The organism is Bacillus sp. CD3-5 (genome assembly GCF_006349665.1).
Lineage (GTDB): Bacteria > Bacillota > Bacilli > Bacillales > Bacillaceae_G > Bacillus_A > Bacillus_A paranthracis.
The window spans coordinates 17,202-33,611 of the sequence record NZ_VEPX01000002.1 but is presented as its reverse complement, the minus strand read 5'-3'; the positions used below and the strand labels follow the sequence as shown (position 1 = coordinate 33,611).

At 33.3% G+C, this 16,410-nt stretch carries 15 protein-coding genes, 1 riboswitch and 2 other annotated features; of the genes, 11 read left to right on the top strand and 4 right to left on the bottom strand.

Going from position 1 to position 16,410, the window contains the following annotated elements; all coding sequences use genetic code 11:
• The first annotated feature begins 2 nt into the window (after positions 1–2).
• Both sfp and FH036_RS05205 read left to right on the top strand, forming a co-directional pair.
• Positions 3–752 carry a 4'-phosphopantetheinyl transferase Sfp gene (gene sfp / locus FH036_RS05210; protein ID WP_044791060.1) on the top strand — a complete coding sequence of 250 codons (750 nt, stop codon included), beginning with the start codon at positions 3–5 and terminating at the stop codon, positions 750–752.
• 35 nt (positions 753–787) lie between these two features.
• The gene (locus tag FH036_RS05205) at positions 788–1,330 is read left to right on the top strand and encodes a hypothetical protein (protein WP_044791062.1); all 543 of its coding nucleotides are present in this window, start codon (positions 788–790) and stop codon (positions 1,328–1,330) included.
• Positions 1,331–1,367: 37 nt separating this feature from the next.
• On the opposite strand, the gene FH036_RS05200 is transcribed toward FH036_RS05205, so the two are convergent.
• Positions 1,368–1,640, bottom strand: a complete 273-nt coding sequence (locus tag FH036_RS05200) for an HU family DNA-binding protein (protein ID WP_001043907.1) — start codon at positions 1,638–1,640, stop codon at positions 1,368–1,370.
• A gap of 205 nt (positions 1,641–1,845) precedes the next feature.
• On the opposite strand from FH036_RS05200, the gene FH036_RS05195 reads away from it, so the two are divergent.
• Positions 1,846–2,613: a DUF3891 family protein gene (locus FH036_RS05195; protein ID WP_044791063.1), complete on the top strand. Its 768-nt coding sequence runs from the start codon at positions 1,846–1,848 to the stop codon at positions 2,611–2,613.
• Positions 2,614–2,627: 14 nt separating this feature from the next.
• The gene (locus tag FH036_RS05190) at positions 2,628–3,152 is read left to right on the top strand and encodes a DinB family protein (RefSeq protein WP_044791064.1); all 525 of its coding nucleotides are present in this window, start codon (positions 2,628–2,630) and stop codon (positions 3,150–3,152) included.
• A gap of 100 nt (positions 3,153–3,252) precedes the next feature.
• On the opposite strand, the gene FH036_RS05185 is transcribed toward FH036_RS05190, so the two are convergent.
• From FH036_RS05185 to FH036_RS05175, 3 genes are all read right to left on the bottom strand, one after another.
• Entirely contained in the window at positions 3,253–4,446 is a 1,194-nt protein-coding gene (locus FH036_RS05185; RefSeq protein WP_139895475.1) for a S8 family peptidase, read from the bottom strand.
• A gap of 232 nt (positions 4,447–4,678) precedes the next feature.
• On the bottom strand, positions 4,679–6,046 hold the full coding sequence (locus FH036_RS05180; protein ID WP_000451019.1) for an alanine/glycine:cation symporter family protein: 1,368 nt from the start codon (positions 6,044–6,046) through the stop codon (positions 4,679–4,681).
• Positions 6,047–6,153: 107 nt separating this feature from the next.
• Positions 6,154–6,274: riboswitch (glycine riboswitch) on the bottom strand.
• 217 nt (positions 6,275–6,491) lie between these two features.
• Positions 6,492–7,067 (bottom strand): hypothetical protein, encoded by a 576-nt coding sequence (locus FH036_RS05175; RefSeq protein ID WP_001170886.1) that lies wholly within the window; start codon positions 7,065–7,067, stop codon positions 6,492–6,494.
• Positions 7,068–7,200: 133 nt separating this feature from the next.
• Between FH036_RS05175 and FH036_RS05170 the strand changes: the two genes are divergently transcribed.
• The 7 genes from FH036_RS05170 to FH036_RS05140 all read left to right on the top strand — a co-directional run bounded on the left by FH036_RS05170 (position 7,201) and on the right by FH036_RS05140 (position 16,192).
• Positions 7,201–7,560: a hypothetical protein gene (locus FH036_RS05170; protein WP_373995679.1), complete on the top strand. Its 360-nt coding sequence runs from the start codon at positions 7,201–7,203 to the stop codon at positions 7,558–7,560.
• Between the two features lie 205 nt (positions 7,561–7,765).
• Positions 7,766–8,386 carry a YdbC family protein gene (locus FH036_RS05165; RefSeq protein WP_138322044.1) on the top strand — a complete coding sequence of 207 codons (621 nt, stop codon included), beginning with the start codon at positions 7,766–7,768 and terminating at the stop codon, positions 8,384–8,386.
• Between the two features lie 185 nt (positions 8,387–8,571).
• Entirely contained in the window at positions 8,572–9,279 is a 708-nt protein-coding gene (locus FH036_RS05160; RefSeq protein WP_139895474.1) for a pseudouridine synthase, read from the top strand.
• A 124-nt stretch (positions 9,280–9,403) separates the two neighbouring features.
• Positions 9,404–9,627: a binding site (T-box leader), on the top strand.
• A gap of 39 nt (positions 9,628–9,666) precedes the next feature.
• Positions 9,667–9,890, top strand: a binding site (T-box leader).
• A gap of 44 nt (positions 9,891–9,934) precedes the next feature.
• Positions 9,935–11,854 carry a threonine--tRNA ligase gene (gene thrS / locus FH036_RS05155; RefSeq protein WP_139895473.1) on the top strand — a complete coding sequence of 640 codons (1,920 nt, stop codon included), beginning with the start codon at positions 9,935–9,937 and terminating at the stop codon, positions 11,852–11,854.
• 435 nt (positions 11,855–12,289) lie between these two features.
• Positions 12,290–13,057, top strand: coding sequence for an ABC transporter ATP-binding protein (locus FH036_RS05150; protein WP_000106430.1), 768 nt, complete (start codon positions 12,290–12,292; stop codon positions 13,055–13,057).
• 12 nt (positions 13,058–13,069) lie between these two features.
• On the top strand, positions 13,070–14,950 hold the full coding sequence (locus FH036_RS05145) for an FtsX-like permease family protein (RefSeq protein ID WP_139895472.1): 1,881 nt from the start codon (positions 13,070–13,072) through the stop codon (positions 14,948–14,950).
• 210 nt (positions 14,951–15,160) lie between these two features.
• A complete protein-coding gene (locus FH036_RS05140; RefSeq protein ID WP_138322041.1) occupies positions 15,161–16,192 on the top strand; it encodes an alpha/beta hydrolase in 1,032 nt (343 codons plus the stop codon).
• Positions 16,193–16,410: the final 218 nt, after the last annotated feature.

Genomic DNA, 16,410 nt, shown 5'->3' with positions numbered 1-16,410 from the left:
ACATGATAGAAAGTAAAGTTGTAGATTCTATACCAATTTTGAATGAGAATGATTGTCAAATATGGTGGGGAAGGATTTCGGATTTACAATCATGGCATTACAATTTACTAAATGATGTTGAACGAGAAAAAGCAAATTCATATCATCATTCGGCAGATCGTGCCCGTTTTATAATAGGCTGTGTAATTAGTAGATTAGTTCTAGGTAAAATGCTTTCTATGTCGCCAGTTCAAGTTCCAATTAATCGAATGTGCCCAGTATGTAAGTTACAACATGGTAGACCACAATTACCAGAGGGGATGCCGCAGTTATCGGTTTCACATTCGGGTGAGTGGGTTGTAGTTGCATTTACAAAGTCTGCACCTGTAGGCGTTGATGTTGAACAAATGAATCCAGATGTTGATGTTATGAAAATGGCAGAAGGCGTATTAACCGACATTGAAATAGCGCAAGTTATGAAGTTACCTAATGAACAAAAAATAGAAGGTTTTTTAACATATTGGACTAGAAAGGAAGCTGTGCTCAAAGCGACAGGTGAAGGTCTAATGATTCCACCAGTGGATATTACTATATCAGCTCCAAATGATCCTCCAAACTTGTTAGTTTTTCAGGGTAGACAAGAGTTAGTAGAAAATACAGTGATGAGAGATTTAAGGCCAAGTGTAGATTATATAGCTTCAATTGCAATATGTAGTAAAGAAGTCACAGAAATCATACAGCTGGATGCAGTAGCGCTTTTAAATTATAAATAAGTTTAATAAAATACTTTATAGAAGAGGTGTTCCTCATGCTAGTAGCGGAAAATAGAACAAATGAATCCACTTATAATGTACAAGCAATTAAAAATATTTTATTTTCTGGAGATACATCATCTATTCATGCTTTAGAAAAGTTATTGAATGATACAGTTCAGTTTGATGTTTTAGAACAAGAGGTGCTGGATAGACAGTATATCCCGAAAGAAGCAAAGAGTTTCTTTGATAAAAACGGAACATTTCTTTACCGTGTATCCAATATTAGTTATAAAGGAAAAGTATTATCTGAAAATCTCATTTTTGCGGATACCTCGTTTTTACCAAATACAATAAAGATGGAGCTAGAGAGTGGAAACATTCCAGTTGAAAAACTTATAGAAAAGATGGAAGTAAGAAGGAACGTATTATATGAAGGATATCAGCCTTCTGGGAATATTATTGAATTGTTCGATGGATGCTCTGTTTCGGCGCATGTGTATCCAACAAGAAAATATCAAATTGTAAGTAACTGCAGATGCATATTTTATATTTGCGAGGTGTATCATGCAGAAAATATAAAGCAATTACTAAATTAAAACAAGAAACCAGCCTATAAAATGGCTGGTTTCTTGTTTATTTCACAGCTTCTTTTAACTCTTTACCTGCTTTAAATGCAGGAACTTTACCAGCAGCGATTTGAATTTCTTCGCCGGTTTGTGGATTACGTCCTGTACGAGCAGATCTTTCACGCACTTCAAAAGTTCCAAAGCCGATTAATTGAACTTTATCGCCAGACTGTAATGCAGTAGCAATTGTGTCAAATACAGATTGTACAGCTGCAGAAGCATCCTTTTGAGAAATATCAGCTGATTGTGCGACATTTTTAATTAATTCTGTTTTGTTCATGTTTTCACCTCATAAAAAAATTTTTTGGAATGAATGATTTAGTATAATAGATAGGAAAGATAAAGCTCTTTATATTGTTAGAAAGAATGCTATATAGTTATGTTAATTTCGTTGCAGGAAACTGAATCCCTGCTAATAATTAGGGATTAATTAAGAAATGATGCATAGAAAACGCTGTAATATGAGGATGAGGGGGAGTATACGGATGATTTTTCGTGAAAAGGATGAGAAAGAAAGTATATTAATTCGTCAACATGATCATGGTTTTTTAGCTGGAGAGATTGCAAAGCATATAAAAGAAGATTTTTTTAAAGATGATACATATTTAAAAGAGACAATTGATGCAATATATGAGCATGATAGAGGATGGATAGAACTTGATAAAGTACCAATTTTAAATGATGCTAAAAATATCCCATATACATTTATGGATTGTCCAAGTTCATTACGTTTTGTCTTTTATACGATTGGTTTGAATGAAATTGAGGATTCCAATCCATACGGAGCATTACTTTGTAGTAAGCATTTTTTATCATTTCCATTAAATGAGGAAGATGAAGAGATGATGTCATTTTATACAGGGGAATTAGAACGACAAAAAAGAATATTGACGACGCTAACAAAAGAACAATTTGCGATGTTCGATAAACATTATAGATTATTAAAGTTTTGCGATGAACTTTCTTTATATGTCTGTATGAATAAACCAGGTGTAGAAAAGGAAGAGGAAATTGATTTGTTTAAAGATGGTTTTGAAGGAACAGAAATGTTTAATAGTAAGGAGGAGAAACCTATACAAGCTGAATGGGTGGACAAGGAAACAATTCGGATTACACCGTTTCCATTTCAAACGGAATTTCATACGTATGTAAAATATAAAACTATAGATAAACGTGAAATTGAAGAAAAAGGAATTGTAAAGGCTGATAGAGAATCAGAAATAAAGAAACAAACTATTCGTTTCATACAATAAGGAGGCGATTTTGGTTGAAAGAGTACATGTTAAAACAAGTGGATTACCATGCTTGGGCTAATATACGATTATTCAATCGACTAAAAGAATTACCAAACTATGAGACTATTTTTACTGAACAGATACAGAGTATATTTCCATCCATTAAGGATACGTTTGCGCATATTTATATTACAGATCAAGTGTGGTTACACATATTGCATGGTAAAAGTATGAATGAAGCAATACAAGACCGAGAAGATTTACGAAAACAAATGGAAAACAAATCGTTACATGAATTAGAAAAAATGTTTGAAAACATGGCAGATCAATATAAAGACTTTTTAAGTACAATACAAGATGTGAATGCTGCATTTGTTATTGAGAATCCATATGTAGGAAAATTAGAAACTTCAATTTTAGAGTTAGTACAACATGTCGTAAATCATGGTACATATCATAGAGGAAATATAACAGCGATGATTCGTCAACTTGGTCATTCGTCGACAATGATGGATTTTGTTCTGTATTTACATATGGTTAAAAAGCAGGGAGAGTAATATAGTTTATAAGAAGGAGAGGCTTTAGTTGTAGAAGTCTCTCCTTCTATTTTATTCCGCATGAATGGTAGATCAACTGATTAAAGTTTTACTTTATTTCTTAAGAAGCTTTATTTTCTTGTAATTGCTTCGCATATTGTACAGCCTTATATGCATTGACTCTACCATTTTTCCAGTACGTACCTGTACCACTAATTTTATCTGTAGTAGACTCAATAATTTGGCGAATTTGTGTATTGCTATATCCTTGATTTGCTAAAAGAGCAGCAACTCCTGCAACGTGAGGTGTTGCCATAGATGTACCACTTAATGATTGATACGCGCTTCCTTTATATGTGGAATATATATTTGAACCTGGTGCTGCAACATCTACCCAGCTACCATAAGTAGAAAATGAAGATTTCTTATCTGATTGATCTGTAGAAGCAACTGCAATTACTTCGCTGTAATAAGCAGGGTAATTAGCTTTTGTATTTCCAGCATTTCCAGCAGCTGCAACTATAACAGAGCCTTTATTCCATGCATATTGAACGGCTTGTTGTAATGCAGTACCACCATTTGGAGCTCCTAAACTTAAACTAATTACTTTTGCACCCGAATCAGCAGCTTCTCGAATACCTTGCGCTACAGCATCGAGAGTACCACTTCCTTGATTATCTAATACGCGAACAGCATAAATGGAAGTTTGTGGGGCAACACCAGCAATTCCGACGCTGTTATTCGTAAGTGCTCCAGTAATTCCAGCGCAATGTGTACCATGACCATTACCATCATCAGATGTATTGTCGTTATCAACATAATCATGCCCGTAAATTACTTTCGAAGCCAAATCAGGGTGTGAGCCTTGAACTCCTGTATCAATAATGGCTACTTTTACACCAGGATCACTTCGTTGGCTATCCCAAGCTTGTGGAGCTTGAATCTTTTGTAATCCATATTGATTTTTAAAATATGGGTCGTTTGGAATCCAAAAGGCGTGAACGTAATAATTCGGTTCTGCATATTCCACATCTGGATTATTTTTATAACTCTTTATTTTTTCTTTTACAGTACCTTTTGAAAATTGAACGACTTCAAAACCTAACTTATCATCTTTAGATAAGACATTAGCTCCGACAGATTTATGAAAAGATTGCACATTACTTAAAGATGCATTTTGCTTGAACTTAACGATTAATTGGTTAGGAACGTAATCAGTAGATGATGTTTCAGCGCTTGAAGTATTTGTGTTAAAGAAGAAACCACCAATAATAAATGACAAAACAGATAGGAAAACAATGATTTTGTTTTTCAAAAGATTTTTCCTCCCTTTTCTTGGATGAGTTTTTCAGCGACACTTTAATGTCGCATTCCTTTTCAACTATATAGTTAGACCATACGATTTATGACATTTATATGAAAAACTTTTGGAGGAATAAAAAGGAGTAAACATTGATATAAATATATTTTTAATGATAGTAATAAAGTGAAAGAGGGGATGAAAAAAGGAATGCTCATCATGTATGAGTCATTCCTTTTTTCATAGATTAACTTGCCTGTTTTTTATTATTTTCTTTCAATTTCTCTGCTTGTAAAAAGCGATTCGTTTCAGCAACAACAATACCACTTAACCCAATAAGACCAATTAAGTTTGGAATCGCCATAAGTCCATTTGCAATATCCGCAAATGTCCATACGATGCCTAATTTTAAATTCGCACCAATAGCAATCATGACAATAAAGATTGCTTTATAATATTTAACAGCACTTTCTCCAAATAAATAAGCCACGCATTTCTCACCGTAATACGACCAGCCTAAAATAGTAGAGTAGGCGAATAAAATAATTGCGATACCAAGAATCATACTACCAGCAGTACCGAATACAGATTGAAACGCAAGTGTTGTAGCTTCAACCCCAGTTTTACCAGACTTCCATGCACCTGTAGTAATTAATACTAGCCCTGTAATTGTACATACAATAAACGTATCTAGAAAAGTACCAGTCATTGAAACTAAAGCTTGCTTTGCAGGGGAATCAGTTTTTGCAGCCGCCGCGGCAATAGGGGCACTCCCTAAACCAGCTTCGTTCGCAAATACGCCGCGCGCCATTCCAATTTGAATAGCTGATGCAACTGTTGCACCGATAAAACCACCAGCAGCTGCAGTACCATTAAACGCACCAGAAAAAATAAGTGAAAATGCTTCAGGAATTTGATCGTAGTGATAGAAAATAATGATAAGACCAGCAATGATATAAAAGAAAGCTTTAATAGGAACAACATATCCTGTTACTTTCCCGATTTTTTTTACACCGCCTAAAATAACGATAGCGATTAAAAATGACATTACTATACCAGTTAAAGCAGGAGGGAAAGAGAAATTAATTCGCATTGCCTCTGCAACTGAATTAGATTGCACCATGTTACCGATACCGAAAGAAGCAGTTGTACCGAATATAGCAAATAAAACTGCAAGCCATTTCTTACCTAAACCACGTTCTAAATAGTACATGGGTCCACCTGAATATTCACCATTTTCATTACTGACACGGTATTTCACCGCAAGAATTGCTTCGGCATATTTTGTTGCCATACCAAACAAAGCAGTAATCCACATCCAAAAGATGGCACCAGGTCCACCAATCGTCACAGCAGTTGCAACACCAGCTATATTTCCCATACCAATCGTTGCCGCCATAGCTGTCATAAGTGCTTGGAAGTGGCTAATATCTCCAGAGGAAGATGTATCTTCTGATTTTTTAAAAGCTAGTTTGTGAGCGTATAATAGTTTACTAAACTGTAAACCTTTTAAACGCACTGTGAGAATAATACCAGTACCAACGAGTAACAACAACGTTGGTAATCCCCACACATAGTGATTGATTTGTTCTAATACTTTACTTACTGTCTCCATCTTTATTCTCCTTTTTTAGAAAAAATAAAAACCACTTCAAGTAAATGAAATGGTCTCTGGAGAAACAAGGGATAGAAAAATAAACCGATACAAATCGGCATTTTCTTTCGCTTGTCTCTGTCCTTTTACCTGAGAGATTATCCGCTATAGTAGCGGATTTGCTCCTTCGGTGCTCGTTTTCCTCTACACTAATATAAAGCGAGAGGGAGTCTCTCCAGAGATTCGTCCCCATGCAGTTCTACTTGTAAACAAGACCTGAGAGTTTCAAAGTCGGTTAACAACTTTTTGCCCCGTCGGTAGATCAATAGACCTTCTCCTGAATGGTTCATCCGAATTATAAAATTAATAACCTATACGTATTGAATGTGTATAGAATCAATAAAAACATTATAGATATACAATTAATGAAATGCAATCATTTTTTATTTTAAAATAGTAAAGAATTCTATTTTTTCGAAAGTCCTAATTTCTCTTCAACTTCAGTTAAAGTAGATAAAGCGATGACAATATGTTGATCTGCAAGCCCTAAAGCATGTTTCGTATTTTCAATTGTTGCACTGTTTAGAGTAGAGTTAGTGGCTCCGTCTATAATTAAATCTGCCGCGTTTTTCATAAATTTAGAAGCAGCCTTAAATTCAGTTGTGAAATAAAGAAGTTGTTCTTGTATTTGTACTTCCGATATATCTTCTTTAATTTTCAAAATGTCTATTTCATTCATAATGTTTTCATATTGTTTTGAAACAGCATTCATTGTAACTAATAGTTTATCTCTGTCTACTGAATCACTGTTCGTGTTAATCTCTTCCCAGGCAGGCAACCAATCTTTTTCGATGATATCATTATAATTAGTAGTCAATTCATTAATTTTAGGCTGTAATTTCGTTTTGAAAGTTTTTGTATCCGTTGTTTCTACAGGTGCTTTTTCTTTGTTATTTTTAACATTAGTAACGTAGAAAATTGTACCGAAAATGATGAAAATAGAAATAACAACTGTCCATTTAGTAAAAAGTAATTTTTGCAATATGTAACGCCTCCAAAATTAAAAAACTTATAATTATAATATATAACAATAATGTTGTTTTAAGTAGAGAAAATAGGTTAGAAAGTATATAATATATATTTTTTTATATACATAAATAATTAAAGTTAGTAAAATGATGATAATATGTAAGAAAAGAGGATTTTTAGTGGAAATGAATAGAAGAAAACTAGTTTCAAATATTTCAATGGCTATATTATTAGTTTGTTTAATTGCATTCATATTTATGAATAAAGAATCTAAAATTAAAGATTTTCCAATACCAATGTCAGCAATACATATTAACGATGATAAGGAAGAGGATTATAAATATATAAGTGTAATGCCTATTACAACGGTAAGTGGATGGGAGAACTTAGGTGAAAACGGGCATACTGTTAGTTTTAAAAAAGGGGAGCGGAAGGTAACTGTATTACATTATCCGGGAGAAATTACGTATTATTTATTTGAGAAAAAGATGAATAAGGGAGATTAGCTAAAGATGTAATTCATTAAGAGTTACATCTTTTTTTGTATTCTGAATTATTTGAAATTAAATTCGATAGATGTTTTGATAGATGTAGTGATAAATATAATTAGTTCTATATGTCTATAAAGAGTATTAGGGTGATTATAAAAATATTATGTGAACTAATTGTTGTGAGAAGAAGATAAATTATATGCTAAAGGGGGAATTAAACATGCTACTAAAAACAATTTACTGTAAGGTGGAAGAAGAGAAAAAGGAATTGTTTTCAAAAGCACAAGAAAAATGGCGTGATATACAGCATCTAGATGGTTTTTATGGACAATTTGGTGGATGGAATGAAAATGAGGCATGTGTATTTACTTTATGGGAAGATAGAAATGCATATCAATCATTTATGAATGGTGCTCACGATACAATTTATATAAATAGTAATCAAGAGGATACGTTTCTTTCATGTGAAATCGAATTATTTCAAACATTGTATGATATAGCAGAAGTGCCTTTGAAAGACGTTGTTACAGAAGGATCCTTCGTAAGGGCGGCTGTATGTGATGTAAAGGAAGAAAAAGAAAAGCAATTTTTACATAAACAAGAAACAATTTGGAATAAAGGAATGAAAAATATAAAAGGGATGCTAGGTGGGGTAGTTGGGAAGTCTTTACAAAATGAAAATCGTTACATCGTGTTAACTTATTGGAAAGATGGAATGGCGCATCAAAATTATGTAGAAGAGATTTTCCCTGAGTTGTATAAACTGGCTAATATTCATGAAGATATAGAAGATATGAGAGGTCAACAAGTTGTATGTAAGGAAGAATGGTTTGTATATTAAGCACGGAAAAAGTGTATAAATGAATGTATAATAAAGATATTTTCTTATAAATAAGTAATTAATAGAAGACGTTATATGCCCTTTCATGTTAATATATTTAAGTTATAATAGGAGGCTTACCCTTTTGTATTGTACGGTAGAAGCAGTGTGAGCTTGAAATTTTTTTAGAAAAGGATGTGCCTAATTTGCGTATCAATAAATTTATTAGTGAAGCTGGAAAAGCGTCTCGACGCGGAGCAGATAAATTAATTAATGAGAGAAGAGTAATTATTAACGGTAAGGTTGCAAAAATTGGTGACCAAGTGAATCCAGGTGATGATGTACGCGTAAATGGAGAGCAACTTCGTATTGCTCGAGATCACGTATATATCGCTTTAAATAAACCAGTAGGTATTACATGTACGAGTGAAAAATCAGTAAAAGGTAATATTATCGATTTAGTGAATCACCCTTTACGAATTAGCCATATTGGACGTCTTGATAAAGACTCAGATGGTTTAATTTTGTTAACGAATGATGGTGATATTGTTAATGAAATTTTACGTGCTGAAAACAAACATGAGAAAGAATATATCGTTTCAGTAGATAAGCCAATTACACCTGATTTCTTAGAAAAAATGGCAGCGGGTGTTAAAATTCTAGGTACAAAAACACTTCCTTGTGAGATCATACAGTTATCAAAATATGAGTTCAAAATTATTTTAACACAAGGGTTGAATCGCCAAATTCGTCGTATGTGTGAAGCTTTAGGTTATCAAGTATACACGTTAAAACGTACGAGAATTATGAATATTGAATTGAATAATTTACCTGTTGGACAGTGGAGAGATTTAACGAAGAAAGAGAAACGACGTCTATTTGCAGACTTAAATTACGAACCACAAGATTGGTAAAATTGAGAAGGAGAAACCAAAAACATTTTTTGGTTTCTTTTTTATTAAATAAAAAATCTTTTCCAAACACTTGCAAAAATAAAATGAATAAGATATAGTAAATAACAATTAATGGATGTATTTAAAAAAAGCAAAGAAAAGGACACGAGTTATTTTCCCCGGTTATACAGAGAAGGAAGGAAAGCTGAGAACTTCCTAACGCAGAAAAATAACTTACCACCTTAGAGCTGCACTAGGGAAACGAAGTATCTAGTGCCGTGTAAGCGACGTTATCGCAAAAGAAGCCATTATGTTTTTTGTGATGGGAATCTGGGTGGAACCACGGATATAAGCATATTCGTCCCTATTTTAGGGATGAATATGCTTTTTTGCATTCAATTTCATAATAAATAAGCGAAGAAAAGGACACGAGTTATTTTCCCCGGTTATACAGAGAAGGAAGGAAAGCTGAGAACTTCCTAACGCAGAAAAATAACTTACCACCTTAGAGCTGCACTGGGGAAATGAAGTATCTAGTGCCGTGCAAACGACGTTACCGTAAATGAAGCCATTATGTTTTTTATGATGGGAATCTGGGTGGAACCACGGGTATAAGCACGCTCGTCCCTATTGTAGGGATGAGTGTGCTTTTTATTATGAAATGGAGAGATGAAAAATGAAAGAACAAATGATTGAAGTTAAATTTCCAGATGGTAGTGTGAAAGAATTTGTAAAAGGAATTACTTTAGAAGAAATTGCGGGATCCATTAGCAATAGTTTAAAAAAGAAAGCAGTCGCGGGGAAAGTAAATGATGGGTTATATGATTTGCGCCGAAATATTGAGGAAAATGCGGAAGTAGAAATTATTACTTTAGATTCAGATGAAGGTGTAGAAATTGCAAGACACTCTGCGGCACATATTTTAGCGCAAGCTGTAAAAAGATTGTATGGTGATATAAATCTTGGAGTAGGGCCTGTTATTGAAAATGGATTTTATTATGATATGGATCTTCCAAGTAGTGTAAACGTACAAGATTTACGGAAAATCGAAAAAGAAATGAAAAAGATCATAAAAGAAAATATAAATATAGAGCGAGTTGAGGTGTCTCGAGAAGAAGCAGCAAAACTATTTCAAGAAATGAATGATCGCTTGAAATTAGAACTTTTAGAAGCAATTCCTAGTGAGGAAAGTGTAACACTATATAAGCAAGGTGAATTTGTAGATTTATGTAGAGGGCCACATTTACCATCTACAGGTTATTTGAAAGCCTTCCAATTAACTCACGTTTCTGGTGCATATTGGCGAGGAGATAGTAATAACCAAGTGCTTCAGCGTATATATGGTGTTGCATTCTCTTCTCAAAAAGAATTAGAAGAGTATTTACATTTCGTTGAAGAAGCGGCAAAAAGAAATCATCGTAAATTAGGCAGTGAGCTTGAGTTATTTATGTTTTCTGAAGAGGCTCCGGGAATGCCGTTTTATTTACCGAAAGGCCAAATTATTCGTAATGAATTAGAAGCTTTTTTAAGAGAAATTCAAAAACAATATAATTATCAAGAAGTACGCACTCCATTCATGATGAACCAAGAAGTATGGGAAAGATCAGGGCACTGGGGACATTATAAAGATAATATGTATTTCTCAGAAGTGGATAATAAAAGTTTTGCATTAAAACCGATGAACTGCCCAGGGCATATGTTAATGTTCAAAAATAAATTGCATTCTTATCGCGAATTACCGATTCGTATGTGTGAGTTTGGTCAAGTACATCGCCATGAATTTAGTGGGGCGTTAAACGGATTATTAAGAGTACGTACTTTCTGCCAAGATGATGCACATTTATTTGTAACTCCAGAACAAATTGAAGATGAAATCAAATCTGTAATGGCGCAAATCGATTATGTATATAAAACTTTTGGATTCGAATATGAAGTAGAACTTTCTACTCGTCCAGAAGATTCAATGGGTGATGATAAGTTATGGGAGCAAGCAGAAGCGTCATTAGAAAATGTATTACAATCGCTAAATTATAAATATAGACTAAATGAAGGTGATGGTGCATTTTACGGACCGAAAATTGACTTCCATATTAAAGATGCTTTAAATAGAAGTCATCAGTGCGGAACAATCCAGCTAGATTTCCAAATGCCAGAGAAGTTTGATTTAAATTATATAGATGAGAAGAATGAAAAGAAAAGACCGGTTGTCATTCACAGGGCAGTATTAGGATCTTTAGATCGTTTCTTAGCAATATTAATTGAGCACTTTGGAGGTGCATTCCCAGCATGGGTGGCACCAGTTCAAGTGAAAGTCATTCCAGTTTCAAATGCAGTCCATGTACAATACGCAGATGAGGTTGCAGATAAATTAGCACAAGCTGGTGTTCGTGTCGAACGAGATATGCGAGATGAAAAATTAGGATATAAAATTAGAGAAGCACAAATGCAAAAAGTTCCTTATGTACTTGTTATTGGGGATAAGGAAATGGAAAACGGAGCTGTAAATGTGCGTAAATATGGGGAAGAAAAGTCGGAAGTAATTGAACTAAATGGGTTTGTGGAAAGTATAAAAGAGGAAATAAAAAATAAGAAATAGAGATTCATAATAAAATACACCATTAACATGTATTACTGGATTTAAAGTAATGAAAGAATCATAATAAATGATGAAGGGATAGCGATTAAGCTATCCCTTCATCATTTATTGCCATATACTTCATCTCAAACTGTTAAATCATTTTCTGATTTTATTTGAATGGCTTCTTGTAAGAGCTTTTGGAGATTACTACAAAGAGAGTCACCTTATGAAATGATTTGTAATATTTTTTACCTTACAAAAATGTAAGGTAAATGTAAGCGAAATCGAAGGAACGAGTTGTAGAAAGATGAGAATATGAAGTAGGAAATAGTTCATGTTATCTGTATAACCTTTTTAGTTTGAAGAATTAAAAAATTCTTAATAATTTACATGAGAAAAAGATAAGAAATGTGTGAGAAATTAAATTTATACAAAAGGGATGGAGTGAAAGAGATGTCAACAAATGTAGTTACTGTAGAAAGTGTAGAAAAAACGTATGGGAAAAGAAATGAGAATCAGTCAAAAGCATTAAGGGGTGTGTCATTAAGTATTAAAGAAGGGGAATTTGTAGGGATTATGGGTCCTTCTGGATCTGGAAAGACGACTTTACTGAATGTGATTAGTACATTGGATCAAGCGACAGGTGGTAGTGTGACAATAGCTGGTACAAATATTACTTCTATGAAGGGGAATGCATTATCAGATTTTCGATCTCAAAAATTAGGATTCATCTTTCAAGATTTTAACTTACTTGAAAACTTATCAATTTATGAAAATATCGCTTTACCACTTTCTCTGCAAGGCGTACCTTCAAGTGAAATTACTGGAAAGGTAAATGAGGTGGCGAAGAAATTAGGAATTACTGAAATTTTAACGAAATATCCAACTGCTGTTTCTGGTGGACAAAAGCAAAGAACAGCGGCAGCACGAGCTTTAGTACATAATCCAGCAATCGTATTAGCAGATGAACCGACAGGAGCACTTGATAGTAAAAATGCAAAAAGCTTACTAGAAGCGATGCAAGATTTACATGAAAATCATAATGTAAGTATTTTGATGGTTACACACGATGCATTTAGTGCCAGTTATTGTGAGCGTATATTATTTATTCAAGATGGTCTTCTATATAAAGAATTAAAGCGTCAAGGAACGCGAGAAAGTTTCTATCAAGACATTTTAGGTGTGCTCGCTCATATGGGCTCAGCTGCTGAGTCTAAGTAGGGGGGAGAGACTATGTTATTCAAATTATCACGTCATAGTATGAAAAAAATGTTAAAAGATTATATGGTTTTACTTATCGGTCTCGTTATTAGTATTAGTATTTTTTACATGTTCCAAACGATGGCGATGAATAGTGAATTTACGAAAGATAATAGTCTTATTAGTAGTATAAGACTCGTATTCTGGGTAGGTGCAATACTATTATCTTTCATTACAGTATTTTATATTATATATGCGAATTCTTTCTTACTCACGTTAAGAAGAAAAGAACTCGGTATGTACATGATGCTTGGTGCGAAAAAGAAAAAAGTAGCACAATTATTATTTATTGAAACATTCGGGATGGGTATTGTTAGTATTATTATCGGGATTTTAGTAGGGATGTTACTAGCAAGTGTAGCAGGAAACTTTTTAATGAATGGTATGGAAATTTCAGCAAAGGGTAGTTATTCATCTGTATATACACCAGCAATCATAGTTACAGCTATATTCTTCTTAATATTATTTTTTATTACTGGTTTAATGAATAGCATCCGTTTATTACGTAAAACAGAATTAGAATTAATACGTGAAGATGAAACACTAGATGAAGTGAAGAAAAGTAAAACTCGCATTATTATAATGACTGTACTTGGTGTATTACTAGTAAGTACAGGGTACTATTTTATGATCAATGTAAAAATATATGCTGAATTTGGTTTTATAATAGCGACAATCGTTACAACGCTTGGAACATATTTTATCTTTAGTTCATTGCTCCCATTTTTTGTGATGAAAATTAAAGGGAATAAAAAACGAAATGAAACGGGCTTAAATAGTTTTACATATGCACAGCTACGCTTTCGAGTAAATAGCTTGTCGAGAGTATTAGGTACTGTAGCAATGTTAATTGCATTAGGCGCAGGTGCGATGACAGCAGGTATGGCGTTCCAAAAAAATGTAGGTATTATGACAGACTTCTCACGTGTGTATGATGTCGTAATTCATGATCCGAATGAACAAGATACAGCTGCATTAAAAGAAATGGAAATTGTTGAAGAAAGCCAGTATAAGTATAAAGTAGATGGAGAAGCGGTTTATTACTTACGTAACGATTTAACTGCGAAACCGCCACTTGTTTCAGACCACTTTGATACAAAAACTTTAAAAGAGCCTGTTCGTAAACGTGTGACTGAACCTTTAACTGAACCTGTATATTCTGCTTTAGAGGCTCCTGAATTAGCAAAATTCCCTCGTATGCCGAGAGATTGGGAAGATGCAATTGTAAGAGAAATACAAATTACACATAATCAATTTAATGGAAAACCTGTAAGAATTGCAGATGAAGCGTATTATAAAGGAATTCAAGGAACAGAACACACTGTAACATTAGCAAAAGTAGATGATATGAAAAAGTATAAACCGTTGTTGATTGAAATAGATAAGAGACAAAAAGAACAAATTGAAAAAACAACAGGTACAAAAGTAGACATATTTACGAAAATGACAATTTATCAGTTAACGAGCAGTTTAATGAGCGGAACAATGTTTATGGGATTTTTCCTCGGAATTGCCTTTTTAGCGATGATGGCAAGTTCACTAATGTTCAAAATATTAACAGGTGCTTCTCGTGATGTACGCCGTTATGAAATGTTACGAAAAATCGGTGTGAGACGTAGTATGTTAACGAAAAGTATATATAAAGAAATTTCATATTTATTTATCTTCCCAGCAATCATTGGTATTTCTCACGTGTTAGTAGGGCTTAACTTATTTAGCTTCATATTAGTTGACCCGTTTGTAAAAGTGTGGGTGCCAATTGGGATTTTCTTAGTCATTTATTTCATCTATTACTGGATAACTGTTCAACTTTATAAAGGTATGGTAATGCCGAAAGAAGAAGTAGCTAAATAGTTTATGAAAAGAGTCCTTGTTTGAAAACAAGGGCTTTTTTCTATATTTGTAATACATGTGATCAAGTTTTTCTACGATTAATCTATTGAAAATTAAGAAAATATTAAGAGTTTATATATCGGAATGTTAAGAAGTGTATGGGATATTAATAATGTAGTTTTATAGAATTAAATTGTTATTTTGACAAATTTATAAGAAAGGATGCATCTCATGAAGAAGATAAAAAAATTAATAACATTTATTGGAGTCATAACTACACTAACACTAATGGTAGCGCTAGTATTTCCTACATGGACTTCGCAAATAAAAGGGGAAAACAGTATAAGTACATTAGAACAAATAGAGATAAATGGAAGTGGTCATGAAATTATGATACGTGGCAAAGATAAGAACAATCCAGTTATTATTTTTGTACATGGTGGACCTGGTTCTTCAGAAATACCATATGCTCAAAAGTATCAAAAATTATTGGAAGAGAAATTCACCGTAGTTAATTATGATCAAAGAGGAAGCGGGAAATCGTATCATTTCTTTGAGGACTATTCAAATCTTACATCAGATCTTCTTGTAGAGGATTTATTAGCTATGACAGAGTATATTTCAAAACGTATGGGAAAAGAAAAGGTAATATTGATCGGCCATTCTTACGGTACATATATTGGAATGCAAGCCGCTAACAAAGCTCCTGAAAAATATGAAGCATATGTTGGTATAGGGCAGATGAGTGATACAGTAGAAGGTGAGATGGATAGTTTAAAGTTTGTCATAGAAGAAGCGAAAAATGCAGGCAATGAAGAGGAAGTTTTCTATTTAAATGGATTGACTGAAAAAATTAAAAATGGCGATACATACACTCCGCGAAATTATGTTGCGAAATATGGCGGAACATCAAGACTCATTGAAAACCCAGATGGTGATAACATCGGAATGTTACTCAGTAATGAATATAACTTGTTTGACGTAATTCGTTATAGCGTTGGGTTATCAAAATCTCAAACTGTCTTATTAGAAAAGGATTTAAAGAATCCATTACCAAATAAGGTGAATAAAATGAAGCTACCGCTTTATTTCCTTATGGGGAAATATGATTATAACACTTCATTTCACGCAGCAAAAACATATTTTGATACGGTTGAAGCAGAGCAAAAAGAATTTATTACTTTTGAAAAATCCGCGCATTATCCGCAATTTGAAGAGAAGGAAAAGTTTTATGAGTGGATGTGCGATACATTTGTAAAATAAATAAAGTGTATCCGAACTATAGAGAATTAAAAAAGTTAGCGAGATATATCATAAAAAAAGCGAAGTTAAATAAAAAAGACTCTTGTATAAAAAAACAAGAGCCTTTTTTATAATGTTCTCTATACAGAAGGAAAAGATTGGATAATAGTCGAAAAATATAATATAACTTCCAAGAAATGACTAGAATAATAAAATTTTGTCGAGAGAAAGGATACGAA

What these genes read in the sequence shown, in the direction of transcription:
- sfp (WP_044791060.1), top strand. Translation starts at nt 3, where the DNA reads ATGATAGAAAGTAAAGTTGTAGATTCTATACCAATTTTGAATGAGAAT.
- FH036_RS05205 (WP_044791062.1), top strand. Translation starts at nt 788, where the DNA reads ATGCTAGTAGCGGAAAATAGAACAAATGAATCCACTTATAATGTACAA.
- FH036_RS05200 (WP_001043907.1), bottom strand. Translation starts at nt 1,640, where the DNA reads ATGAACAAAACAGAATTAATTAAAAATGTCGCACAATCAGCTGATATT.
- FH036_RS05195 (WP_044791063.1), top strand. Translation starts at nt 1,846, where the DNA reads ATGATTTTTCGTGAAAAGGATGAGAAAGAAAGTATATTAATTCGTCAA.
- FH036_RS05180 (WP_000451019.1), bottom strand. Translation starts at nt 6,046, where the DNA reads ATGGAGACAGTAAGTAAAGTATTAGAACAAATCAATCACTATGTGTGG.
- FH036_RS05170 (WP_373995679.1), top strand. Translation starts at nt 7,201, where the DNA reads ATGATGATAATATGTAAGAAAAGAGGATTTTTAGTGGAAATGAATAGA.
- FH036_RS05165 (WP_138322044.1), top strand. Translation starts at nt 7,766, where the DNA reads ATGCTACTAAAAACAATTTACTGTAAGGTGGAAGAAGAGAAAAAGGAA.
- thrS (WP_139895473.1), top strand. Translation starts at nt 9,935, where the DNA reads ATGAAAGAACAAATGATTGAAGTTAAATTTCCAGATGGTAGTGTGAAA.
- FH036_RS05150 (WP_000106430.1), top strand. Translation starts at nt 12,290, where the DNA reads ATGTCAACAAATGTAGTTACTGTAGAAAGTGTAGAAAAAACGTATGGG.
- FH036_RS05145 (WP_139895472.1), top strand. Translation starts at nt 13,070, where the DNA reads ATGTTATTCAAATTATCACGTCATAGTATGAAAAAAATGTTAAAAGAT.
- FH036_RS05140 (WP_138322041.1), top strand. Translation starts at nt 15,161, where the DNA reads ATGAAGAAGATAAAAAAATTAATAACATTTATTGGAGTCATAACTACA.